This window comes from Methylobacterium sp. CM6247, assembly GCF_054817925.1.
On sequence record NZ_JBTXKX010000003.1, the window covers coordinates 3,430,223 to 3,451,724 of the forward strand.

19 protein-coding genes are annotated in these 21,502 nt (G+C 67.4%); 11 read left to right on the plus strand and 8 right to left on the minus strand.

Features of this window, described 5'->3' with window-relative positions; genetic code table 11:
• Positions 1-173: 173 nt before the first annotated feature.
• A complete protein-coding gene (locus tag ACYQOP_RS17095) occupies positions 174-1,544 on the minus strand; it encodes a carbohydrate porin (protein ID WP_405030535.1) in 1,371 nt (456 codons plus the stop codon).
• 816 nt (positions 1,545-2,360) lie between these two features.
• On the opposite strand from ACYQOP_RS17095, the gene ACYQOP_RS17100 reads away from it, so the two are divergent.
• From ACYQOP_RS17100 to ACYQOP_RS17135, 8 genes are all read left to right on the plus strand, one after another.
• On the plus strand, positions 2,361-3,113 hold the full coding sequence (locus ACYQOP_RS17100; RefSeq protein ID WP_461223186.1) for a DeoR/GlpR family DNA-binding transcription regulator: 753 nt from the start codon (positions 2,361-2,363) through the stop codon (positions 3,111-3,113).
• Complete coding sequence (locus ACYQOP_RS17105; RefSeq protein WP_461223187.1) at positions 3,088-4,410, plus strand: allantoate amidohydrolase; 1,323 nt, start codon at positions 3,088-3,090, stop codon at positions 4,408-4,410. The genes ACYQOP_RS17100 and ACYQOP_RS17105 overlap by 26 nt, the downstream gene beginning before the upstream one ends.
• Positions 4,407-5,357 carry a phosphotransferase family protein gene (locus tag ACYQOP_RS17110; protein WP_461223189.1) on the plus strand — a complete coding sequence of 317 codons (951 nt, stop codon included), beginning with the start codon at positions 4,407-4,409 and terminating at the stop codon, positions 5,355-5,357. Before ACYQOP_RS17105 ends, ACYQOP_RS17110 begins: the two co-directional genes overlap by 4 nt.
• A 34-nt stretch (positions 5,358-5,391) precedes the next feature.
• The gene (locus ACYQOP_RS17115; protein WP_461223191.1) at positions 5,392-6,330 is read left to right on the plus strand and encodes a phosphotransferase; all 939 of its coding nucleotides are present in this window, start codon (positions 5,392-5,394) and stop codon (positions 6,328-6,330) included.
• Positions 6,330-7,130, plus strand: a complete 801-nt coding sequence (locus ACYQOP_RS17120; RefSeq protein WP_461223193.1) for an inositol monophosphatase family protein — start codon at positions 6,330-6,332, stop codon at positions 7,128-7,130. The genes ACYQOP_RS17115 and ACYQOP_RS17120 overlap by 1 nt, the downstream gene beginning before the upstream one ends.
• Before the next feature lie 67 nt (positions 7,131-7,197).
• Positions 7,198-8,124, plus strand: a complete 927-nt coding sequence (locus ACYQOP_RS17125; RefSeq protein WP_461223194.1) for a histone deacetylase family protein — start codon at positions 7,198-7,200, stop codon at positions 8,122-8,124.
• A gap of 402 nt (positions 8,125-8,526) precedes the next feature.
• Positions 8,527-10,725, plus strand: coding sequence for a histidine kinase dimerization/phosphoacceptor domain -containing protein (locus ACYQOP_RS17130; protein ID WP_461223195.1), 2,199 nt, complete (start codon positions 8,527-8,529; stop codon positions 10,723-10,725).
• Entirely contained in the window at positions 10,722-11,363 is a 642-nt protein-coding gene (locus tag ACYQOP_RS17135) for a biliverdin-producing heme oxygenase (RefSeq protein WP_461223197.1), read from the plus strand. The genes ACYQOP_RS17130 and ACYQOP_RS17135 overlap by 4 nt, the downstream gene beginning before the upstream one ends.
• Before the next feature lie 34 nt (positions 11,364-11,397).
• Here ACYQOP_RS17135 and ACYQOP_RS17140 read toward each other — a convergent pair whose 3' ends face one another.
• On the minus strand, positions 11,398-11,703 hold the full coding sequence (locus ACYQOP_RS17140; protein WP_207411920.1) for a hypothetical protein: 306 nt from the start codon (positions 11,701-11,703) through the stop codon (positions 11,398-11,400).
• 274 nt (positions 11,704-11,977) lie between these two features.
• Here ACYQOP_RS17140 and ACYQOP_RS17145 point away from each other — a divergent pair, with 274 nt between their 5' ends.
• Both ACYQOP_RS17145 and ACYQOP_RS17150 read left to right on the plus strand, forming a co-directional pair.
• Positions 11,978-12,157, plus strand: coding sequence for a hypothetical protein (locus tag ACYQOP_RS17145; RefSeq protein ID WP_056427336.1), 180 nt, complete (start codon positions 11,978-11,980; stop codon positions 12,155-12,157).
• Between the two features lie 58 nt (positions 12,158-12,215).
• Complete coding sequence (locus tag ACYQOP_RS17150; protein WP_311273792.1) at positions 12,216-12,590, plus strand: hypothetical protein; 375 nt, start codon at positions 12,216-12,218, stop codon at positions 12,588-12,590.
• Positions 12,591-12,603: 13 nt separating this feature from the next.
• On the opposite strand, the gene ACYQOP_RS17155 is transcribed toward ACYQOP_RS17150, so the two are convergent.
• From ACYQOP_RS17155 to ACYQOP_RS17175, 5 genes are all read right to left on the minus strand, one after another.
• Positions 12,604-14,214 carry an ABC transporter ATP-binding protein gene (locus tag ACYQOP_RS17155; protein ID WP_461223198.1) on the minus strand — a complete coding sequence of 537 codons (1,611 nt, stop codon included), beginning with the start codon at positions 14,212-14,214 and terminating at the stop codon, positions 12,604-12,606.
• A 2-nt stretch (positions 14,215-14,216) separates the two neighbouring features.
• Positions 14,217-15,638, minus strand: coding sequence for a M20 family metallopeptidase (locus ACYQOP_RS17160; protein ID WP_461223199.1), 1,422 nt, complete (start codon positions 15,636-15,638; stop codon positions 14,217-14,219).
• Positions 15,639-15,682: 44 nt separating this feature from the next.
• The gene (locus ACYQOP_RS17165) at positions 15,683-16,648 is read right to left on the minus strand and encodes an ABC transporter permease (protein WP_461223200.1); all 966 of its coding nucleotides are present in this window, start codon (positions 16,646-16,648) and stop codon (positions 15,683-15,685) included.
• The gene (locus ACYQOP_RS17170) at positions 16,645-17,559 is read right to left on the minus strand and encodes an ABC transporter permease (protein WP_461223201.1); all 915 of its coding nucleotides are present in this window, start codon (positions 17,557-17,559) and stop codon (positions 16,645-16,647) included. The genes ACYQOP_RS17165 and ACYQOP_RS17170 overlap by 4 nt, the downstream gene beginning before the upstream one ends.
• 297 nt (positions 17,560-17,856) lie before the next feature.
• Complete coding sequence (locus ACYQOP_RS17175) at positions 17,857-19,383, minus strand: ABC transporter substrate-binding protein (RefSeq protein WP_461223203.1); 1,527 nt, start codon at positions 19,381-19,383, stop codon at positions 17,857-17,859.
• Positions 19,384-19,535: 152 nt separating this feature from the next.
• Between ACYQOP_RS17175 and ACYQOP_RS17180 the strand changes: the two genes are divergently transcribed.
• Positions 19,536-20,444: a LysR family transcriptional regulator gene (locus tag ACYQOP_RS17180; protein WP_056427151.1), complete on the plus strand. Its 909-nt coding sequence runs from the start codon at positions 19,536-19,538 to the stop codon at positions 20,442-20,444.
• A 10-nt stretch (positions 20,445-20,454) separates the two neighbouring features.
• Here the strand turns inward: ACYQOP_RS17180 and ACYQOP_RS17185 are convergent, their stop codons facing one another.
• On the minus strand, positions 20,455-21,465 hold the full coding sequence (locus ACYQOP_RS17185; RefSeq protein WP_461223205.1) for a 1-aminocyclopropane-1-carboxylate deaminase: 1,011 nt from the start codon (positions 21,463-21,465) through the stop codon (positions 20,455-20,457).
• Positions 21,466-21,502: the final 37 nt, after the last annotated feature.

Here is a 21,502-nt window from a genome sequence, read left to right on the forward strand (position 1 = left end):
CGGGTTCCTCGAAGATGTGCACCCTCGATGCCGGGGGCGGGGGCGATGCGCCATACGCTGTTTTGCGCAGGGGATTCGGGTCCGGCATCGACGATGCGCCGGAAACGAAAAGCCGGCTCCGCGCGAACGGAGCCGGCTCTCTGACGATGTCGAAGCCGCAGGCCCCCGAGAGCCTAGCCCGGCGCGAGGCCGAGCAGGGTGCCGAGGGGAACGACGAGGGTGAAGCCGCCGTAGAAGCCGTCCTTGGCGCGGCGGGCTGTGTAGGGGTTCCAGTACGAGTTCGGATTGACGACGTACTGCACCACCGGCTCGAGGATGACGCCCTTACCCAGGTCGAAATGGGCGTTGACCTCGAACACGAACTTGTCGCGCGAATAGGGTTCGCCGGTGCCGCCGGAGATGAAGTTCGCATCCGACAGGAAGGCGGCGTAGTTTTCGTTCAGCCGCTGCCAATTGGCCTTGATGCCGTAGGTGTCGTTGGGCCGGCTCTGGTCGGGAGCCTGCAGGAGCAGGCCGGCGAAGGAGTTGAAGCGGATCGGGATCGTCGGGTCGAAGGCGTAGCCGGTGCCGGTATAGGCCGAGATCGCGGTGGGATGCGGGTTGCTCGCATCGCTTCCGCCATCGGCCCGCCACAGGGTCTGCGTGCCCGTGAGGACGACGCCCGACGTGCCGGATTTCTGCAGCGACGGCGTGCCGGGGTTGAGGCCCTTCGAGGTGCCGGCGATGGTCTTGAAGTTATCGTCGTGGTCGGCGGTGTTGTAGAAGCCGGTGAGCGAGACGCGGCCGGGATAGGCCTCCATCGTATAGTCGGTCTTGCGGCCGATCTCGGTCATCACGACGGCGCCGGCCAGGCGCTCGTAGCCGAAATCGTAGCCCGACAGGACGTTGGTGCCGGGGTTCACGCTGAAGGCGCCGGCCTGGATGTAGGTGGTCGGCGAGATCTTGTAGGCGATGTTGGCGCCCCAGACGGCGAAGAGCGGCGAGGTGAAGCCGGCATTGAAGTAGAACATGTCCTGAAAACAGGAATTGATCGAGTTGCACGGCGGCAGGCCGTAATAACGGTCCGGATGCGTGCGGCCGACCTCGACCACGAGGCGGTCGTCGAGGAGCTTCTGTTGGTAGGTCAGCAGCGAGAGGCGGGTGCTGTTGGGCGTGTAGGGCGGCTGGTAGCCCACCGTGGTGTCGCCGATGTCACCGGCCATGTTGAGGTTGCGCACGAGGCCGAAGAACGTCTGGGTGAAGTTGATCGAGCCTCCGGCAATGCCGGCGAGCTTCTGCATGTCGGCCGTCATGCTGAGCACGAAATAGGCCGAGTTCGATTGCTCACCGGTTCGCAGGCCGGCGCTCGGATTGGCCTGATAGAAATCGTAGATGTTGACGTCGAAGGTGAGCCCGCGCGCTGCCATATCGGTGGCCCAGGGCGCGAGCGGCCCGACGCGCACCGGATCGGCGGGTTTCTCCGCCACTTCGCGGGTGGTGCGCGGCTGCGTCTGGACGTTGAACTCGCCCACCGGGGACGCCGTCTGCGCCTCGGCGGAAAGCATGCCCGCCGCGAGGAACGCGCCGCCGAGGAGCACCGGAAGCCCGGGTCGGCGAGCCGGAGGCGCGAAGGGCGCGCGTCCGAGTGTCTCTGTCGCGTCTGTCGGCATCGTCGAGCGTCCCCATTCTGCTGTTCCCCGCACCGCTCGATCACGTGCTCGTCGAAGGAGCCCAAGAGCGGGGAATTGTGAGATTGGGAGAGTTCAGCAAGGCCAATGCCACAGCGGAGAGCGAAACCGATAAAAGTTCCACTCCCCGTCCAAATTCTTCGAAATACACCGTGGGATTGAACCACAGCAGTCGAAAAACTGATATTCAACCAGCAGAGGCCGTCCTGACAGGTCCTTCAGGGCGAACTCCCCAGCATCTCGATGGACGAGGAGGGCACGGAAACGGGCAGTCGTGATCCTGTAGACGGCAAAAGGCAGAAAATTCAGGCAATCCCCCATAAATCCCACAAATCGGTCAGTTTCAGATTGACAGAATCACCATGCCGGGGACTTTTTCGCCAACCTCGTTCCAGCGCCCGTTTCGCTGCAAGCGACAGCAACATTCCTCGTCATCCCGGTTCAGGCAGCGTGATCCAGACGTCATGATCAATCGGACAGGACATGCCGGCATGTGGGATCTGCCCGACCCTGCCTCTCCACGGCTCGCCATTCGAGGTGGTTTTCCAGAGCCGGCATCGATGGCGGCCCTGGCCGGCACGGCCGGTGCGTCTGCAATCTCTGTGGGAAATACCGTGCGGGACACGCGTTTTCCTGCGGCCTCGCCCCATCAAAATCGCTACGCTTCAGCGAAATGGGGAGATGCCGAGGCCGATGCTGACCGACCACCGCTATCAGGAGATCCTGTCCCGTCTGAACGGAACGGGTCGGGTCGGCGTCTCCGACGTCGCCGCCTATCTCAGGGTTTCCGAGGAGACCATCCGGCGCGACCTGAAGGTCTTGGAGGAGCGCGGCGTCCTGCGCCGGATCCATGGCGGCGCGGTGCCGCCGCGCCTGGACCAGGACCGGCCTCTGCACGAGCGGGGCAAGACCAACCCGCGCGAGAAGGCGAAGGTGGCGGCCAATGCCGAGGGGCTGATCCGCGACGGGATGTCGGTCTTCATCGACACGGGCACCACGACGCTCGCTTTCGCCCGCCGCCTCAGCGGCCGCAACCTCACGGTGACGACGAATTCCATCGACGTTGCGCTCCATCTCGGCAACGGTCCCGCCCGGGTGAACCTGACACCGGGGATGCTGCGGGCGCGGGACAACGCCCTCGTGGGCTACGAGACGGTGGCCTACGCGCAGCGGTTCTATTTCGACATCGCCTTCATGGGCATCGCGGCCTGCGACCTCACCCATGGCTGGATGGATTACGAGGAGCACGAATCCGCCCTGCGGAAGGTGCTTCGCGGCCAGGCACGCCAGAGCGTGCTTCTCGCCGATTCCCGCAAGTTCGGCCGTCAGGCCAACCTCTGCACCTTCGGGCTCTCGGAACGGCTCACCCTCGTCACCGACCGGCCGCCGCCGCAGCCGTTCCTGGATTATTTCACCCAGCATGACATCGATCTCATCAGTTCCTGACGCAGCTGCGGCGGCCGGCGCGTTCCACGCGCTCTTCGAAGAGATTTCCGCCTGCGGCGCGACACCCGGCGGCGGCATCACTCGGCTCTGTGCTTCGGCCGAGGACGGACAGGCCCGTCGCGTTTTCGCCAATTCCGCCCGCGAGGCCGGCGCCGAGATCCTCCTCGACGCGGTGGGCAACCAATTCGCCATCTTCCCTCTCACCGACGGTCCCGGTGCCCCGCTGGTGATGATGGGCTCTCATCTCGACAGCCAGCCGAAGGCCGGCCGCTTCGACGGGACCTACGGCGTGGCAGCGGCCGCCGGCATCGGCGCCGCCCTGATGCGGGCGCGGCGCGCCGGCGAGACCTTCACGGCGGATTTCTGCGCGGTGAACTGGACCGGCGAGGAGGGCGCGCGCTTCCGGCCGAGCCTCCTCGGCAGCGGCGCCTATGCGGGCGCGCGCCGGATCGAGGAGGCTTTGTCCAGCCGCGACGATGCCGGGATCTCCCTGCGGGAGGCCCTGGGCGGGATCGGGTTCCTCGGCACGGACCGGCCGCCGCCGCTCCCGTCCTGCTACCTCGAACTCCACGTGGAGCAGGGCCTCATCCTGGAGAACGCGAAGGCGACCATCGGCGTCGTCACCCGCAACTGGGGGGCGGCGAAGATCGACGTGGTCTTCACCGGCGAGCAGGCCCATACCGGCCCGACCCCGATGCCGCGCCGGCGCGATGCGCTGCTCGCCGCCGCCTATCTGATCGCCGAAGTGAGAGAGATCGCCGAGCGCTGGCCCGGCCGCTTCCATACCTCGGTGGGACGCATCCTGGTGGAGCCGAACTCCCCCAACGTGGTGCCCGCCCGGGTGGAGCTCAGCGTCGAACTGCGCTCGGCCGACGATCGCCTGCTCACCGATGCGACCCTGATGGCGGAGGCGGCGATCACCGAGGCGGCGTGCCGCGCCGGCGTCGTGGCGGCAATTCCCGGCCGGACGCTGCGGCCGATCCGCAATCTGCCCGAAGCGGTGTGCGATCTCGTCTCCTCCTGCGCCGAGGAGACATCCTTGCGGTCGCTGCGCATGGATACGGTGGCCGGCCACGACGCGATCAGCCTGCTCGGCCAATGCCCGACCGGCATCGTCTTCGTCCCAAGTGTCGACGGCATCGCGCATAACGAGGCCGAACTGTCTCGGCCGGCCGATCTCGAAGCCGGACTCGCGGTGGCCTTACGCGCCGCATGGCGCTTGTGCCGTAGCGGCGGCTCGCCGGAACGCGCCTTGCTCGTCAAACGGCCGAACGAGGCGTTCGGAGCGGAGCGATGATACAATACGGTGAGGCAGGCACCCCTTTCGACCATCGCGTCGAAGCCATCATCGCCACGCGGCCGGACTGGATCGCGCGCCAGCCTCGCTATGGGCTGGCCGCAGCGCCGGTGGCATCCCCGACCCACCGGGCCGTGGCCTCGGACTGCGTCCAGGTCGCGTTCCGTGAGGGCGAGCCGGTCTTCCTCAAGCTGCGCCATGCCGATATGGCGGACGATCTGACGCCCGTGGCGGCGCAGGCGGCCCGCAAGGCCGCGCGCCTCGGCATCGCCCCGGAGGTGGTCCACGAGGCGGACGGGGCGCTCGGCCTCGCCTACCTGCCCGAGCCCTGGCGCTATGGCCGGGTCGGCGACCTTCAGGACGGCACCATCCTCGGCAAGATTCTGGATGCCAAGGCGCGGCTCCATGGCGACGGCCTACTCGGCCATCGATTCTGCCCCTTCGCGCGGATCGAGAGCCTCGCGGCCGAGGCCCGTGCCGCCGACGCTCCGCTTCCCGACGGGACCGACCGGCTCGTGGCGGCGATGGCGCTCGTGCGCGAGGCGATCCATGCCTCGGGCATCGACCTCGCCTTCTGCCACAACGACGGCATCGCCTCGAACATCATGATCGGGGAGGGGGAAATCCGTCTCGTCGATTTCGACCTCGCCGGCGACAACGACCCCTGGTTCGATCTCGGCGCCCTCCTCAACGAGGCCTGCCTCTTCGAGCCGGAGCGGCGCGAGGCGGTGGAGCATTATGTCGGCCGGTTCGACGAGCGCCTCTACAACCGCTGCCGCCTCTACGGCGCGGTCGATGACGTGATGGGCGGCCTCTGGGGCGTCACCCGTGCGGTCACCTCGGCGCGGAGCGGGATCGAGTTCTACAAATACGGAACCTGGCGGCTTCTGCATGCGCGCACGACCGTCGGCGCGCGTGACTTCGAAAGCTGGCTGCGCCGGCTGTGACTCGGGCATTCGAAACGGGAGGCAGCGAACGGCGATGAGCTGGAAAGGCTTGGGCGACGGCATCAGCGAGGGCGAGCGCGCCCTGGAGGGCGTGCTGGCCGGCATCGCTGCCTGGCGGGGCCGGCCGATGCGCTACCGGCCGGTGGCGGGCGGGATCAGCAACACCAACTGGCGCGTCGCCATCGGGGACACGCAGGATTATTTCGTGAAGATGCCCGGCCGTGGCACCGAGATGTTCATCACCCGCGACTGCGCCAACGATGCCAGCCGGCGCGCGGAGGCCTGCGGCTACGGCGTCCAGGTCGTCGACTACCTGCCCGATGCCGGAGTCGAGATCTTCGCCTTCGTCGAGCGTTACCGCGCCTCCTCGAATCTCGACTTCCTGCGCCCCACTGTCCGCCACAACGCCGTGCGCGCCCTCAAGGCCTTCAACGATTCCGCGCCGCTCGGGCTGACGAAGACGATCTTCGAGATGATCGAGGAGCATGTCGAACAGGTCGCGGAGGTAGGCGGCCGGCTTCCCGCCGACCAGGCCCATCTGATGCGCTGCATGGCCGAGGCGAAAGCCGCGATGACGGCCTCCGGCCTCGATCTCGTGCCATGCATGAACGATACGCTCGCCGGCAATTTCATGATCGACGAGGCCGACAGGGTGCTGCTCGTCGACTTCGAATATGCCTCCAACAACGAGCGCGCCTACGAACTCGCCCTCTGGTTCGACGAGATGGCGTTCCCGGACACGATCGAGCGGGAGATGATCGAGGCCTATTTCGGCCGCTGGACCCCCGAAATCCATGCGCGCATCGCGGTCCTGAAGGCGCTTGGCGATCTCAAATGGGCGACCTGGGCGATGATCCAGGAGGCCGTCTCGACCCTCGATTTCGACTATTACAAATACGGAACCTGGAAGCACATGCGGGCCCGAACCCTGTTCCACCATCCCGACTGGCCACTCTGGCTGAGGCGCCTGTGATGGGTGTGGACGCATCGCCGATCCGGTCCGGGGACGAGGCGACGAAAGCGGATTTCCTCGCCTTCGCCCATCGCCTCGCGGATTTCGCCGCTCCGCTCGCGCGGCACTATTTCCGCACCGAACTGCCGGTGGAAGCCAAGGCCGATGCGAGCCCGGTCACCGCCGCCGACCGCGCCATCGAATCCCTGCTGCGCGCCGAGATCCGCAGCGTCTATCCCGACCACGGCATCCTCGGAGAGGAGGAGGGCGGGGACTTCGAGCGGCCGCTCACCTGGGTGATCGACCCGATCGACGGCACCAAGAGCTTCATCACCGGCATGCCGCTCTTCGGGACGCTCATCGCCCTGGTCTCCGGCGGACGGCCGATCGTCGGCGTCATCGACATGCCGGCACTCGGCGAACGCTGGTGCGGAACCGGCGACGCGGCGTGGTTCGACGGCCGGCCCGCCCGGACGAGCGGCAGGCACCTTCACGAGGCCCGCCTGTTCGCGACCTCCCCGGACATCTTCGAGGGCATGGATGCGGAGGCCTTCGCACGGCTCAGCGGAGCGGTGGGCCTGCGCCGCTTCGGCGGCGATTGCTACGCCTACGGCCTTCTCACCAGCGGTCATTGCGACCTCGTGGTGGAAGCGGGGCTCCAGGTCTACGACGTCATGGCCCTCGTGCCGGTGGTGGAAGGGGCGGGCGGGGTGATGACCGATTGGGACGGTCGCCCCCTGACCCCGGCTTTCGACGGACGGGTCGTGGCCGCGGCCAATGCCGGCCTCCACGCCGAGGCCCTCCGGCACTTGCGAGCCTGATCCCCGCTCCTGTCATCCCTCGTTCAAGCTGGTATACCCGATGCCAGATTCACGAGGGGAGATATCGATGACCGTTCTGTTCCATCATGCGGCCGCGTTCGAGCATCGCACGCCGCACGGACATCCCGAGCGGCCGGAGCGCATGAAGGCGGTTCAGGAGGCCCTCGGGACGGCGGACTTCTCCGGCCTCGACCGTCGCTCGCCGGACGCCGCCGCCCTCGAATCGGTGTTCCTCGCCCATCCCGAGGAATGGGTCCGCGCCATCTTCCGCTCGGTGCCGAGCGAGGGGCTAGCCCATCTCGATTCCGATACGGTGCTCTCGCCGGGAACGTTGGATTGCGTCCTGCGCGGTGTCGGTGCGGCCGTGCAAGGCGTCGACCTCGTGATGACGGGTGCCGCCCGCAACACCTTCTCGGCCATGCGACCGCCGGGGCACCATGCCGAACGCACCAAGGCGATGGGCTTCTGCGTCTTCAACAACGCGGCGATCGCCGCTCTTCACGCCAGGAAGGTCCACGGGGCGGAGCGCGTCGCCATCGTCGATTGGGACGTGCATCACGGCAACGGCACGCAGGACATCGTCTGGTCCGATCCATCCGTGCTGTTCTGCTCGACCCACCAGATGCCGCTCTATCCCGGCAGCGGAGCGGTGTCCGAGGAGGGCGAGCACGGCACCATCGTCAACGCGCCGCTCAAGCCCTTCGCCGATGGCGACGCCTTCAAGGAGGCGATGCGAAGCCGCATCCTCACCCGTCTCGAGGCGTTCAAGCCCGACCTGATCGTCATCTCCGCCGGGTTCGACGCCCATTGGCGCGACCCGCTGGCCAACCTCATGCTGGAGGCCGAGGATTTCGCCTGGGCGACCAGCCAAGTCATGGAAATCGCCGACCGCACCTGCGACGGCAGGATCGTGTCGCTGCTGGAAGGCGGCTACGACCTGAAGGGCCTCGGTGACTCGGTGGCCGCCCACGTATCGGTCCTGATGGGGGCGTGATCGGCATCGGGCAGGGCGGCAGCAAAGACTAGGCAAGTCATTCCGGACAGTTGTTCATCCTCGATCAATGTACCATGCGATAAGACGACCTCCTGTGTATGAATACATACACAGTTCATCGAAAAACTATGCCCCGGCCGATATGGCAAAGCCGTCGATAGTGCCTAAGTAACTCTTCAGCCCGCCTCCTGGGGGGATCGGTTTTTTCCATGCAACCCTCCCGAGGGATTGCGGGTAAGTGCGAGCCGCCTTCTTCTCCCATGGACGGGGGAAGTGATTTCTTTCAGGAGGTGCGGGCCGGGTGATGCGGAAGGACGTCCTTCCGTGATGCCGACCGACTCGCGGGAATCGCCCAGCGGCATCGCCGTTGTCGAGGCTCACATCACGTTACCGAATGAACGCATGACGCAACTGAGTGCCACCCGGACGGCCGACCCTGCCCTGGATCCTCGCCAGGATGCCGACCCCTCGGATCTCGGTCCGGACCTGACCGTCTGCGACCGTGAGCCGATCCATATTCCGGGAGCGATCCAGCCGCACGGCCTCCTGCTGATCGCGAATGCCGAAGACCAGAGGGTGGTCGGCGGCGCGGGCGACATCGAAGGCCTGCTCGCCGCGGAATGGACCGGGCGGACGTTGTCCGAGCTCCTCGGCGCCTCGCCGGCCTCCCTGCTGCTCGACGCGCCCCGCGACGAGACCGTCGTGATCGGTCACGTCATGGGGCTTCGCGCGGCAATGGATGCCACTGCGCGCTTTCAGGACGGCCAATGGCTGATCCAGCTCGAACCGCAGGCCTCCCTGTGGACCGATGCGGCCAGCCTTCTCGGCTGGCTCGACCGCGCCGGAAGCGCCCTGGAGCGGGCCACCGACCTCAAGGCCTTGTGCGACCGGGCGGCGACGTCGTTCCGCGAGCTCACCGGTTTCGACCGGGTGATGATCTATTGCTTCCTCGACGACGATGCCGGCGTCGTCATCGCGGAAAGCCGCGTTCCCGAGCTCGGCAGCTTCCTGCACCACCATTTTCCGGCCTCGGACATCCCGAAACAGGCGCGCGCCCTCTACATCCGCAACCGCGTCCGCGTGATCCCGGACGTCACCTATACGCCACAGCCGCTTCGGCCCCGGCACCTGTCACAGCTCGATCTGAGCGACATCGAACTGCGCAGCGTCTCGCCGATCCACCTTCAATATCTGCGCAACATGGATGTGGCGGCCTCCGCCTCGATCTCCATCGTCAAGGACGGCATTCTGTGGGGGCTCGTGGCCTGCCACAACCGGACGCCGCGCACCCTCGCCTTCGGACAGCGCATGGCCTGTCAGGCCCTGGCGGGAAGTCTCGCCCGTCAGGTCAGCTCACGGGAGGAAGCCGAGAATTACCGTGAGCGGCTGCGGCTGCGCAGCGCCGAGGACGTGGTCTCCGGAAAGGTTCTGGGCGAAGCTCCCCTCGCCGAAATTCTGATCGAGACGAGCGAGGAGCTGCGCCGCATGCTCGGCGCCGACGGCTTCGCGCTGCTCCAGGGCAGGGACCTCCACCATACCGGACGCTGCGCCGAGGAAACCGACCTGCGCGAGATCGCGGCCTGGGTCCGGACGGTGGGCGGGGTACAGGCGCTTCACACCCACAGCCTCAGCAAGCGCTTCCCCCGCGCCGCCGCCTATCGTGCGCTGGCGAGCGGGCTCCTCGCCGTCGTCCTGTCGGGGGAGGAGCCGATCATCCTGATGTGGTTCCGGGCCGAGCGGGTCGAACTCGTCAACTGGGCCGGCAACCCCCACAAGGCCGCCAACGTCGTCGGCGATACTTTGAGCCCCCGCGCCTCCTTCGAAGCCTGGACCGAGGAGGTCCATGGCCATGCCAAGCCCTGGTCGCTCCCCGAGATCGAGGCGGCGCAGCGCATCGTGCGCGAGCTCTACGAGGCTCGTCAGACCCGGCGCATCCGCGAGCTCAACCGCGAGCTCGCCGCCACGGTGGCGGACAGGGAAAGCCTGCTGGTCCAGAAGGATTACCTGATCAAGGAAGTGAATCACCGCGTCCAGAACAGCCTGCAGCTGGTCTCGGCTTTCCTCGCCCTGCAGGCGCGGGCGGAAGGCAATGCGGGGCTCAGCGAGGCATTGAGCGAGGCGCAGCGCCGGCTCGCCGCCGTGGCCCTGGTGCACCGACGGCTCTACAGCGACGACAACGTCGAGATGATCGATCTGGCCCGCTACCTCGACGATCTCGTCTCCGAAATGAAATCGTCGATGGGCCCTGAATGGGCCGAGCAGTTCAGCACCGATTTCGCCCCGATCATCATCCCCACCGACGCTGCGGTGAATATCGGACTGATCCTGACCGAGCTCGTCATCAACGCCAACAAATACGCCTATTCCGGCGCGGTCGGTCCCATCGCCATCAGCCTCGAACAGCATCGCAACCGCTTCCGCCTGATCGTCGCCGATCAGGGGCAGGGCATGTCGGGTACACGGAGCGGATTCGGGACGCGGATGCTCAACGCCATGGTCGACCGCCTCGGCGGGACGATCGAGAACACCAACAACCGGCCGGGATTGAGGGTGATCCTGACGGCCTCCATCGGTGCGCCCGATCCGGCATCCCTGCCATGACCCGCACCGCGCTCGCGACTGGCGGCCCGGAAGCGCCTCTGGCCGAACGGCTGCGCGAAGGCACGCAGGATCTGCACGAGGAACTGGAGCGCTGCCTCGATTGGCGCCAGCGGATGGCGACGCGGGACGGATACCTGACCCTGCTTGCCCGCTGGTGGGGCTTTCATCGTGTGTTCGAACCCATCGTCGGCCAAGCCTTCGGGCGCGACGTCGCATGGCCGCGCCGCAAACTGCACCTGATCGAACGGGACCTCGTCCATTTCGGCATGAATCGCGACGCCATCGAGGCCTTGCCCCGTTTCGCCGCCGGAACGGGTTTCGACGACCGCCCCGCGATCCTCGGCGCCCTCTACGTCACCGAAGGGTCTACGCTCGGTGGACAGGTCATCGCCCACCACATCCGCCGTAGCCTCGGAGATGCGATCGCCTCGGGCGGTTGCGCCTATTACGAAGGCTACGGAAAGCGGGACACGGCGGCGATGTGGACCTCGTTCCGGACCTTCCTGGACCGGTCGGGCGAAGAGGGCCGATCCGAGAGCGTGATCAAAGGCGCACGGTGGACCTTCGACGCGCTGAGGCTATGGCTCACCGCCAGCAACCCACCCCGACCCGCTTCGGGCGAGGCCGCCCGGCGCTGAATGCCGGGCCGACCTGCCGAATCAGCCGACCGGCTCAGCCGGCATCGGCGGCGCGTCCGCCATAGGTCTCGAAGGAGGTCATCACCTTCTCGGTCAGCCCGTCATCGAGTTCGACGGTGACGCGGATCGCCCCCTCAAGTGCAGGCTCGCCCTCGGTGCCTTCCTTCAGGCGGCCATCCTCGATATCGGCCCGCGCCGCCTCGGTCCCCGCGCTGTTCTCGTCCCCCGCTGGCGCGATGGTGACGGCGCTCCGGTCGATCCCGTGTTCCTGGACGAGATGCTCGACCGCGGTCTCGGCATCGCGACGGCTCTTGAACTCGGCGGACATCGTCTTCGACATGATCACGGTTCCGGGGTTGGTCTTCAGGCTGTGTGAACCCTCCACCGGGGGAAAGGTTCAGCGGCGCCTCGAAGCCGCCGCGATTCGCAGCGTCGGGTGCATGCTCGCGTCAGGTACAGGCTCGAATCAGGCAAGTGAAAATACGTAGTCGGCATTTCATCTTCGCCACACTCCCGTACAATCGTGTTCCTCGCTGGTGGCTTGGTCCAACACATCGGTGTTTTTACCGGAAACAAATGTTGTCCATTGCGTGAGGCCCGGTTAAGTGCGGCTCATGCCTAAGCTCGAATCTCTCCTGGACCGTCTCAAAGCCCGCCAGCGCGCCCTCATCATGGAAGCGGCGGAGCACGAAACGATGCCGGCCGACAGCACGTTGCGCCGCATCGCGGAGCTGGAAAATGCGATCGCCGCGGTGGAAGCCATCCTCGACGAGACGCGGGCGCTTGCCCGCTAGCCCAGTCGGGCCGACGACGTATCCTCGATCAGGACGCCGAACGAGGCCTCATGCCCTGATGACCGCTGCGATCATGGCGGGCATCGCGGCATCGTCGGGTGCCATGGTTCAGGAAGCGACGGCGCAGGACGTGCCGACCGCCGTAGCCGATCTCGATCTCTTGGAGCGGCGCTGGCACAAATGCGTGCGGCAGGCCTTCTCCGGGCAACCCGCCGGCCTGCCGACCCATGCCGCGCAGAAGGCCGCATTGGCCGAGTGCAAGAGCCTGGAGAACAGTTACGTCTCGGCGATGCTGGTGGCCCAGGCGGCCGAGGCCGAGGCCCGTCGACAGGGCAAGCCATCGATCGGCGCGAGGGCGAGGGGCTGGGCCACCTCGCTTCTGTCCTACGTGGTCGAGCCGGTAACCTCCTTGATCGACGCCTGGCGCAAGTAACCCCTCTCGCGCCTCAGGCCCGCTCCATCTGCAATCCCGGCACGGCCGAGAGCAGATCGCGCGTGTAGGGATGGTCCGGCCGGCGGAACAGGTCGGCGGTCGGCCGCTGTTCCACGATCTCCCCCCGATGCATCACCGCGATCCGGTCGCAGATTTTGGCCGCGACGCGCAGGTCGTGGGTGATGAACAGCATCGCGAGGTTCAGGCGCTGCTTCAGATCCTCGAGAAGGTCGAGCACCTGGGCCTGGACCGACACGTCGAGGGCCGAGACGGCCTCGTCGGCGACCAGCACGTCGGGCTCCATGGCGAGCGCCCGGGCGATGCCGATGCGCTGGCGCTGGCCGCCGGAGAAGGCGTTCGGATATCGCTCGGCGGCGCTGGGCGACAGGCCGACGAGATCGAGCAGGTCGCGCGCCCGCGCCCTGGCCCCGCGGGCCGGAACACCATGGGCGATCGGCCCGGCGGTGATGATCTGCTCCACGGTCCGGCGCGGGTTGAGGGAGGCGAAGGGGTCCTGGAAGATCATCTGGATGCGCTTGCGCTCGGCGCGGAGCGCCCGCGGCCCCAGCGCCGTGTAATCGAGCGTGCCGAGGCGGACGGTGCCCTGGTCGGGGTCGATGAGCCGGATGGCGAGGCGCGCCGTGGTGGATTTGCCCGAGCCCGATTCACCGACGAGGCCCAGGGTCTCGCCGCGGCGGACGTCGAACGCCACCTCCTTGACCGCGTGGACGATGCGCGGCGGCCCGAACAGGCCCCGGCGCGAGGTGTAGGTTTTCGTCAAGCCGATGGCAGACAGAGCGATGGGCGCGCCTTCCCGTGATTCGCGCTCCGGCGGCACGATGCTAGGCACCGCCGCCAGCAGGGCCTTGGTGTAGGGATGCTGGGGGTTCCGCAAGACCTCGTCGGCGGAGCCCGATTCCACCAGCTTGCCGCGCTGGAGCACCGCCACATGGTCGGCGATGTCCGCGACCACGCCGAAATCGTGGGTGATGAACAGGACGCTCATGCCCCGCCGCCGCTGCAGGTCGCGGACGAGTTTCAGGATCTGCGCCTGGGTGGTGACGTCCAGCGCCGTGGTCGGCTCGTCGGCGACGAGGATCGACGGCTCCAATGCCAGAGCCATGGCGATCATCGCGCGCTGGCGCTGTCCGCCCGACAGCTGATGCGGATAGGCACGCACGATCTGCGCCGGGTCGGGCAGGCCGACCTCGGTGGCGAGCGCCATGGCCTTGGCCCGCCGCTCGGCCTTGGTGAGAAGGCCATGCGCCTCGAACATCTCGGCGATCTGGTCGCCGATCCGCATGACCGGGTTGAGCGCCGTCATGGGCTCCTGGAACACCATGGCGATGCGGCGCCCGCGCAAAGCACGCCAGTCGCGCTCGCCGAGGGTGAGTAGGTCCCGCCCCTCGAACACGATGCTGCCGCCGACGGGCGTGAGGGCACGCGGCAGCAGACCGGTGAGCGCATAGGCGCTCATGGATTTTCCCGAGCCCGATTCGCCGACGACGCAGAGGATCTTGCCCGGCATCAGGTCGAGGGAGAGATCCTCAACCGCATGCGGTCGGTCCGCCCCCTTCGGCAGGGCCAGGGTGAGGTTGCGGATGCTGACGACTGGCTCGCTCATGGTCAGGTCTCCCGTTTCGCGGCGCGCTTCGCCCGGATGACGGGTCCGGTCTCCCCGAGATCCCAGAACAGGCCCGCCATCAGCATCAGCGCTTCCCGGCTCATCGGCCCGAGCAGGTGCTCGTCCGGACCGTGCTGGAGGCAGGCCGGGTAGGAATGCGGTACCCACAGGGTCGGCAGGCCGAGGATCTCGGAAAAGGCGTCGTTGGGCAGCGAGCCACCGAGATTGGGCAGCAATGCCGGGCGCTTGCCCGTGCTGGCCTCGATGGAGGCCAGCGCCCAGCCGACCCAGGGATCTTCCACAGGAAGGCGGGTGGCGCGGAACACTTCCGAACGGGCCGCCCGCACCTCGACCATGGGGAAACCGTTGGCGTCGAGATGGGCGCGCACGGCCGGGATCAGGCCCTCCCAGTCGGTGCCGACGACGAAGCGCAGCTGCAGCGTCGCCTTGGCGTGGGGCGGCACCGCGTTCAGCGGGCCATCCGGGTCGCCGGTCTTGAAGGCCAGCACTTCGAGGGTGTTCCAGCCGAAGACGCGCTCGGCCGCATTGAGGCCGGGCTCGCCCCAATCCTCGTCGATCCTCGGCGCGGTGGGGTCGGTGCCCACCGCGATGTCGGCGAGCGCCGCCCGCACGCCCTCGGGGATCGCGGGTGGCCGCAGGGCATCGAGGAGGATCTTGCCGCGCCCGTCGACCAGGGTCGCGATGGCGTTGGCCAGCACCGTGCCGGGATTGCGCAGCAGGCCGCCCCAATTGCCCGAATGGTGGCTGCCCTCGCGCAGGTTCACGATGAGCTCGAACGTGTAACCGCCGCGCGAGCCGAGGAAGAGGGTGGGGCGCTCCGCGCTCACCCGTGGCCCGTCGGAGGCGATGAGCACATCGGCGGCGAGGGCGCGCGCCTCGGCCCGGCACAGGTCGCGCAGGCCCGGCGAGCCGGATTCCTCGCCCATTTCGATGAGGAGCTTGGTGTTGAAGCCGAGGCGTCCGCCTCTCGCCGCCATTACCGCCTCGAGCGCGCCGAGATTGATGATGTGCTGGCCCTTGTTGTCGGCGGTGCCGCGGCCGTACCAGCGGTCGCCCTCGACGACGATCGCCCATGGGTCGAGGCCGGCGCGCCATTGTTCGGGATAGCCGCGCACGGTGTCGCCATGGCCGTAGATCAGCACGGTGGGCAGGTCGTCGCCCTCGTGCCGCTCGGCGATGAGGAAGGGGCCGTGCTGGCCATCGGGATTGTCGAGGATGCGACCGGTGAAACCCAGCGGCGCGATGGCGGGCATGAGGAAGTCGGACAGGTAGGCATGGAGCGCCGGCAATTGCCCTGTCGTCTGGCTCTCGGTGGGGCGGGCAACGGCATCCTGCAGGACGGCGCGGAACCCGCCTCCGTCGTAGTGGCGCGCGGCATGCGCGATCGCATCGTGTCGGGACATGGATCCACTCTGTGTCGGGTGAGAATGGGAGCCGAGGGAAGCGCTCAGCGCCGCCCCTCGGGAGCCGTGACGTCGCGCAATCCGTCGCCGAGGAGGTTGATGGCGAGAACGAGGACGAGGAGGGCGACGCCCGGGATGGTGATGACCCAGGGCTGGAAGAACATGTACGGCTTGCCCTCGGCGATCATCAGCCCCCAGGAGGGCAGGGGCGGCTGGACGCCGAGGCCGAGGAACGACAGGGCCGCTTCGAGCAGGATCGCGTGCGCCATCTCCAGGGTCGCGACGACGATGAGCGCGTTGAAGATGTTGGGCAGGATTTCCTGGAACAGGATCCGGGCGTTCGAGAAGCCCGAGGCGCGGGCCGCCGCGACGAAATCCTGGTCGCGGATCTGGCGGGTGGCGGCACGCGTCACCACGGCGAAGCGGTCCCAAAGCAGCAGGCCCAGCACCAGGACCACCACCTTCAGCGAGCCGCCCACCAGGGAGGCCATGGCCAAAGCCACCAGCACCACCGGCATGGCGAGGCGCGTGGTGACGACGTAGCTCACCACCGCGTCGACCTTGCCGCCGAAATAGCCGGCGCAGATGCCGAGCACGGTGCCGATCAGGCCCGAAATGCAGGCCGCCGCGATCCCGATGAGAAGGGAGATCTGGCTGCCGTAGATCAGGCGGCTGAGATAGTCGCGACCGAGCTTGTCGGTGCCGAGCACGTGGTCCCAGGTCCCCTTCGCGTTCCAGATCGGCGGGATCAGGCGGCGCGAGACGTCCTGGGCATAGGGGTCGTGCGGGGCGATCAGGGGCGCGGCCAGGGCCGCGAGGACGATCCCGCCGAGAATGACGGCCCCGATCATGAAGCCGCCGTGATGGAGGCCGCGCCGGAGGGCGAGCGCCGTGGGCGAGCGCGACGCCGGCAGCGGCGCGTTCGCGTCGGGCACAGGACCGGCCTGGACCAGCAGATCGGTCGAGGGAAGGGTGGGAGCCACCGGGGAGGAGGACGGCTGAAGGGTCATTGGCGCAGCCGGGGATCGAGGAAAGCGTTGAGAAGGTCGGCCGCCAGCGTCAGGGCGATGTAGATCATCGCCAGGACCAGGACGATCGCCTGCACCACGGGGAAGTCGTTACGGGCGATGGATTCCCAGGCGAGCTGCCCGAGCCCCTGGAGCGAGAACACCGCCTCGATGACGATGGAGCCGCCGAGCATGAAGCCGAACTGCACGGCGGCCAGTGCGATCACCGGGATCACGGCGTTGCGGAGCGCATGCCGGATCAGAATCTTTCGCGGGGGCAGGCCCTTGGCCCGGGCGGTGCGGACATAGTCCGAGGCCAGCACCTCCAACATGCCGTTGCGGGTGAGCCGCATCACGGCGGGCATGGCGTAATAGCCGAGCGCGATGGCCGGCAGCACGAAGTGCTTCCAGGTCGTGTTGCCCGAGACCGGCAGCCAGCGCAGGTTCACCGAGAAGATCATGATCAACGTCAGGCCGAACCAGAAGCTCGGCATCGCCTGACCGAGCACCGAGATCGACAAAGCGAGCCGGTCGATCCAGGTGTCGCGCTTCACCGCCGCCAGCACGCCGAGCGGGATCGCCACGAACAGGGCGACGGCCAGCGCCACCACGCCGAGGAACAGGGTGATCGGCATGCGGGAGGCGAGGAGGTCGACCACGCTTTCCCGGAAGTAGAAGGAATTGCCGAAGTCGAAATGCAGCGCCTTCCACGCCCAGGCGGTGAATTGTGCCAGCATCGGCTGGTTCAGCCCGTACTGGACGCGGATCGCCTCGACCTGGGCGGAGGTGGCCTCGGGGCCGGCAATGGCGGCGGCGAGGTCGCCGGAGAGGTGCAGCAGCATGAAGCTCGCCACCGACACCGTCACGGCGACCGCGATGGCGACGAAAATGCGTTGCAGCATGAACCTGAGCATGGGCCGGTTCCTTTGGTCCGTTACGGGTCGTGACGTTCGTCGTCCGGACGATTGTTCGGCTCTGCCGAGAGCGATCCGCGGGCTTCTCCCTCCCCCCTCTGCGGGGGAGGGTGGCCCTCGCGTCAGCGAGGGTCGGGAGAGGGGAGCGCGCTATCCGGAAGCGTCGCTCCCCTCTCCCGACCCGCTTCGCGGGCCACCCTCTCCCGCAAAGGGGAGAGGGGACGGCGCGGGCTGCATCCGCGATGAGTGAACGGGTACGCCTTCCATGAGCCGCGCTTCGCACCTCGGATGCGCCCCTTACTTCCAACTCGCTGCGTAGAAGCGCGGCAGCTCGTCGGGCTGCGCCGTGAAGGTCAGGTCCGAGGTGAAGGCGTAGTTGGTCGAGTAGGAGAACAGCGGCAGGATGTAGGCCTGGGCCGCGATGCGCTTGAGCGCCTCGGCGTATTTCACCTTGCGGGCGGCCGGATCGGTGGCGCCGTCGCCGGCCTGGAGCGCCGCGATGGTCTCGGGATCCTTGGTCAGGTCCTCGTCGCCGCCCTTGAGGTAGACGCCGGTGAAGGCCGAGACGTCGAGGACCGAGAACGAGCCCCAGGTCTGGAAGGCGATGGAGACCTTGCCGCTCCGGATCATGTCGCGCAGCGCCGCGTAGCGCAGGTAATTGAGCCGAGCCGTGATGCCGACGGCGCGGAGATACCCGATGACGGCCTCGGCGTAGTCGCGCTCACGATAGGCGCCGAGATCGATCTCGAACCCGTCGGGATAGCCGGCCTCCTTCAGGAGCGCCTTGGCCTTGGCCGGATCGTAGGCGTAGCGCGGCACGCCCTCGTCGGTACAGCCGAACTGGTCGATGAAACAGGCCGCGTTCATGACACGGCTGCCGCCGCAGACGAGGTTGTCGACCATCGCCTTACGGTCGATGGCGTAGGAGATCGCCTGGCGGACGCGGGGGTCCTTCAGCGGCGAGTTTTCCTTCGCGCGGCCGAGCGTGTCGAATTGCAGGAAGCCGACTCGCATGGTCTCGGCGCTGAGCACGGTGACGTTGGGCGCGGCCTTGAGCTGGTCCGCCTGGTCGCTCGGCACGCGCCAGATCCAGTCGATGCCGCCGGTGACGAGTTCGGCCATGCGGCTGTCGGCATCGGGAATGACGCGGAATTCGAGCTTGCCGATCTTTGGCGTGCCGATCGGGCTGCCGGGCCAATACTTGGCGTTCCGCTCCATCTTCACCCCGCGTCCGTTCTCGACGCTGGTGATGCGGTAGGGGCCGGTGCCGATGGGGGCCTTGGCGAAACCGTCGAGGCCGACCTTTTTGAAGTAAGCGGCCGGGAAGATCGGGGTCGGTCCGGCGAGGTATTCGAGAGCGGCCGGGAAGGCGGTCTTGAGGTGGATGCGGACGGTCTTGGCGTCCACCACCTCCGTCGACTTCATCCAGTCCACATTCTGCTTCGTCACCGTGCGCGCCTCGGGCGTCAGCACGTAGTTGAAGGTGAAGGCCACGTCCTCGGGGCCGAAGACATCGCCGTTATGGAAGGTGACGCCCTCGCGCAGGGTCAGTTCGAGGGTCGTCGGGTCGACCCATTTCCAGGCGGTGGCCAGCATCGGCTGATACGCGCCGGTCTTCGGGTCGCGGTAGAGCAGGGTGTCCCAGACGTTGCGGGCGAGCACGACGCCCTCGCGGGCGCTGTTGTGATACGGGCTCACGTTTTCCGGCTCGGTATCCGAGGCATAGACCAGGGTATCGTTGGCCTTGCCGGCCAGCGCCGGATCGCTGAACGTCCCCAGCAGGAGAGCGAGCGCGGCGCCTGCCGCGGGAACATGTCTGGCCATGATCCGCATTCCTTTCGCTACCGGCTGCTCGGCGGCCCGTGGCCGATCTGCACTGCCGCTTTTTTCCTCGTGCCATGGTGTTGTGCATTCCACATCGCAACAAGTAGAATTTATCGATGGTTGCCGTGCCGTTTCGGCAATGGAGCGTGCCTATGCAGATGTCGGGCCTGCGCTACTTCCTCGCCGTCGCCAGGACCGGGTCCATCGCGGCGGCGTCGGCGCAACTCAACGTCGCCGCCTCCGCGATCAGCCGCCAGATCGCCAATCTCGAAGCGGAGCTCGATTGCGTCCTGTTCGAGCGCCGGCCGCGCGGCATGGTCCTGAGCCCGTCCGGTGAGTTGCTGGCCCAGCATGCGCGGCAGACCCTGGCGCGGGCCGAGCAGGTCGCCGCCGAGATCCAGGAATTGCGCGGGCTGGCACGGGGCTTCATCCGCGTCGCCACCGCAGAGGGATTCGCCCTCGACCTGCTGCCGAACGCCATCGCCGAGTTTCACGCCCGCTATCCCGGCATCCGCTTCGAAATCCAGGTTCTTCCCCCGGCACAGGTCACGCAGGTCGTGGCGGCGGGCGACGCCGATATCGGTATCACCTTCGCACTGGCGCCGACGAACCTCGTCACGGTGTTCTACGAGGCCGTGGTGGAGATGGTCGCGCTGGCCGCCCCCGACCATCCGCTCGCCGGCCGGGCATCGATCCGGATCGGCGAACTCCAGGCCTATCCGATCGCGATGCCGCCCCTCGACACCACGGCGCGCCTCGTCTTCGACGCGGCCTGCCGGGCGGAAGGCATCGTCATCGAGCCGACGCTGACCTCCAACATCCTCACGGCGCTGCTTCCCTTCGTCCGAAGGACGAGGGGGATCGCGCTGATGTCGCCGCTTTCCGTGCAGACGCCGGTGCGGCTCGGGGAGCTGGTCTGCATCCCGATCCAATCGCAGGCGAGCCTGCGGCGCGGCATTCAGGTCCAGCTGATGCGGGACCGCAAGCTGCCGCATGCGGCGCAGGCGTTCCTGCGCCAGCTCGTGGCCGCCCTGCCTCCGGCGGAAGCCGGCGGCGCATGAACCGTCCCGATCAGCCGTTCCGGAACGTGTAGCTGTAGCCGTTCAGGGCCGGCGCGCCGCCGAGATGGGCGTAGAGCACCTTCGAACCCTTGGGGAAGAACCCCTTCCGGGTCAGATCGATCATCCCCTGCATCGACTTCCCCTCGTAGACCGGGTCGGTGATCATGGCTTCGAGCCGCGCCGAGAGGCGGATCGCCTCCACCGTCTCCTTCGAGGGCACGCCGTAGACCGGATAGGCGTAATCCTCGTTGAGGACCACGTCGTCGGCCGTGATCTCGGGGGCGCCGATGAGGGCGGCCGTCTTCTGCGCGATGTCGAGCACCTGCGCCTTGGTCTGGGCCGGGGTGCAGGAGGCGTCGATGCCGATGACGTTGCGGGCACGTCCATCGGCGGCGAAGCCCACCACCATGCCGGCATGGGTCGAGCCGGTGACGGTGCAGACCACGATGTAGTCGAAGCGCAGGCCCATCTCGGCCTCCTGGGCGCGGACCTCCTCGGCGAAGCCGACATAGCCGAGGCCGCCGAACTTGTGCACGGAGGCGCCGGCGGGGATGGCGTAGGGCTTGCCGCCCTTGGCCTTCACATCCTCCAGGGCCGCCTTCCAGCTCTCGCGGATGCCGATGTCGAACCCGTCATCCACGAGCTGCGTCTCCGCGCCCATGATGCGCGACAGCAGGATGTTGCCGACCCGGTCATAGACCGCATCCTCGTGCGGCACCCAGGCTTCCTGGATCAGCCGACACTTCATGCCAATCTTGGCGGCCACCGCCGCCACCATGCGGGTGTGGTTGGATTGCACGCCGCCGATGGAGACCAGCGTATCGGCTCCGCTCGCGATGGCGTCGGGCACGATGTATTCGAGCTTGCGCAGCTTGTTGCCGCCGTAAGCCAGGCCGGAATTGCAATCCTCGCGCTTGGCGTAGATCTCGACATCGCCGCCGAGATGGTCGGTGAGACGCGACAGCTTCTCGATCGGGCTCGGGCCGAAGGTGAGGGGATAGCGCTCGAATTTCGACAGCATGGCTTGGCAACGTCCTCGCATCAGTGAGAACCAAACG

What these genes read in the sequence shown, in the direction of transcription:
- ACYQOP_RS17095 (WP_405030535.1), bottom strand. Translation starts at nt 1,544, where the DNA reads ATGCTTTCCGCCGAGGCGCAGACGGCGTCCCCGGTGGGCGAGTTCAAC.
- ACYQOP_RS17100 (WP_461223186.1), top strand. Translation starts at nt 2,361, where the DNA reads ATGCTGACCGACCACCGCTATCAGGAGATCCTGTCCCGTCTGAACGGA.
- ACYQOP_RS17105 (WP_461223187.1), top strand. Translation starts at nt 3,088, where the DNA reads ATGACATCGATCTCATCAGTTCCTGACGCAGCTGCGGCGGCCGGCGCG.
- ACYQOP_RS17110 (WP_461223189.1), top strand. Translation starts at nt 4,407, where the DNA reads ATGATACAATACGGTGAGGCAGGCACCCCTTTCGACCATCGCGTCGAA.
- ACYQOP_RS17115 (WP_461223191.1), top strand. Translation starts at nt 5,392, where the DNA reads ATGAGCTGGAAAGGCTTGGGCGACGGCATCAGCGAGGGCGAGCGCGCC.
- ACYQOP_RS17120 (WP_461223193.1), top strand. Translation starts at nt 6,330, where the DNA reads ATGGGTGTGGACGCATCGCCGATCCGGTCCGGGGACGAGGCGACGAAA.
- ACYQOP_RS17125 (WP_461223194.1), top strand. Translation starts at nt 7,198, where the DNA reads ATGACCGTTCTGTTCCATCATGCGGCCGCGTTCGAGCATCGCACGCCG.
- ACYQOP_RS17130 (WP_461223195.1), top strand. Translation starts at nt 8,527, where the DNA reads ATGACGCAACTGAGTGCCACCCGGACGGCCGACCCTGCCCTGGATCCT.
- ACYQOP_RS17135 (WP_461223197.1), top strand. Translation starts at nt 10,722, where the DNA reads ATGACCCGCACCGCGCTCGCGACTGGCGGCCCGGAAGCGCCTCTGGCC.
- ACYQOP_RS17140 (WP_207411920.1), bottom strand. Translation starts at nt 11,703, where the DNA reads ATGTCGAAGACGATGTCCGCCGAGTTCAAGAGCCGTCGCGATGCCGAG.
- ACYQOP_RS17145 (WP_056427336.1), top strand. Translation starts at nt 11,978, where the DNA reads ATGCCTAAGCTCGAATCTCTCCTGGACCGTCTCAAAGCCCGCCAGCGC.
- ACYQOP_RS17150 (WP_311273792.1), top strand. Translation starts at nt 12,216, where the DNA reads ATGACCGCTGCGATCATGGCGGGCATCGCGGCATCGTCGGGTGCCATG.
- ACYQOP_RS17155 (WP_461223198.1), bottom strand. Translation starts at nt 14,214, where the DNA reads ATGAGCGAGCCAGTCGTCAGCATCCGCAACCTCACCCTGGCCCTGCCG.
- ACYQOP_RS17160 (WP_461223199.1), bottom strand. Translation starts at nt 15,638, where the DNA reads ATGTCCCGACACGATGCGATCGCGCATGCCGCGCGCCACTACGACGGA.
- ACYQOP_RS17165 (WP_461223200.1), bottom strand. Translation starts at nt 16,648, where the DNA reads ATGACCCTTCAGCCGTCCTCCTCCCCGGTGGCTCCCACCCTTCCCTCG.
- ACYQOP_RS17170 (WP_461223201.1), bottom strand. Translation starts at nt 17,559, where the DNA reads ATGCTCAGGTTCATGCTGCAACGCATTTTCGTCGCCATCGCGGTCGCC.
- ACYQOP_RS17175 (WP_461223203.1), bottom strand. Translation starts at nt 19,383, where the DNA reads ATGGCCAGACATGTTCCCGCGGCAGGCGCCGCGCTCGCTCTCCTGCTG.
- ACYQOP_RS17180 (WP_056427151.1), top strand. Translation starts at nt 19,536, where the DNA reads ATGCAGATGTCGGGCCTGCGCTACTTCCTCGCCGTCGCCAGGACCGGG.
- ACYQOP_RS17185 (WP_461223205.1), bottom strand. Translation starts at nt 21,465, where the DNA reads ATGCTGTCGAAATTCGAGCGCTATCCCCTCACCTTCGGCCCGAGCCCG.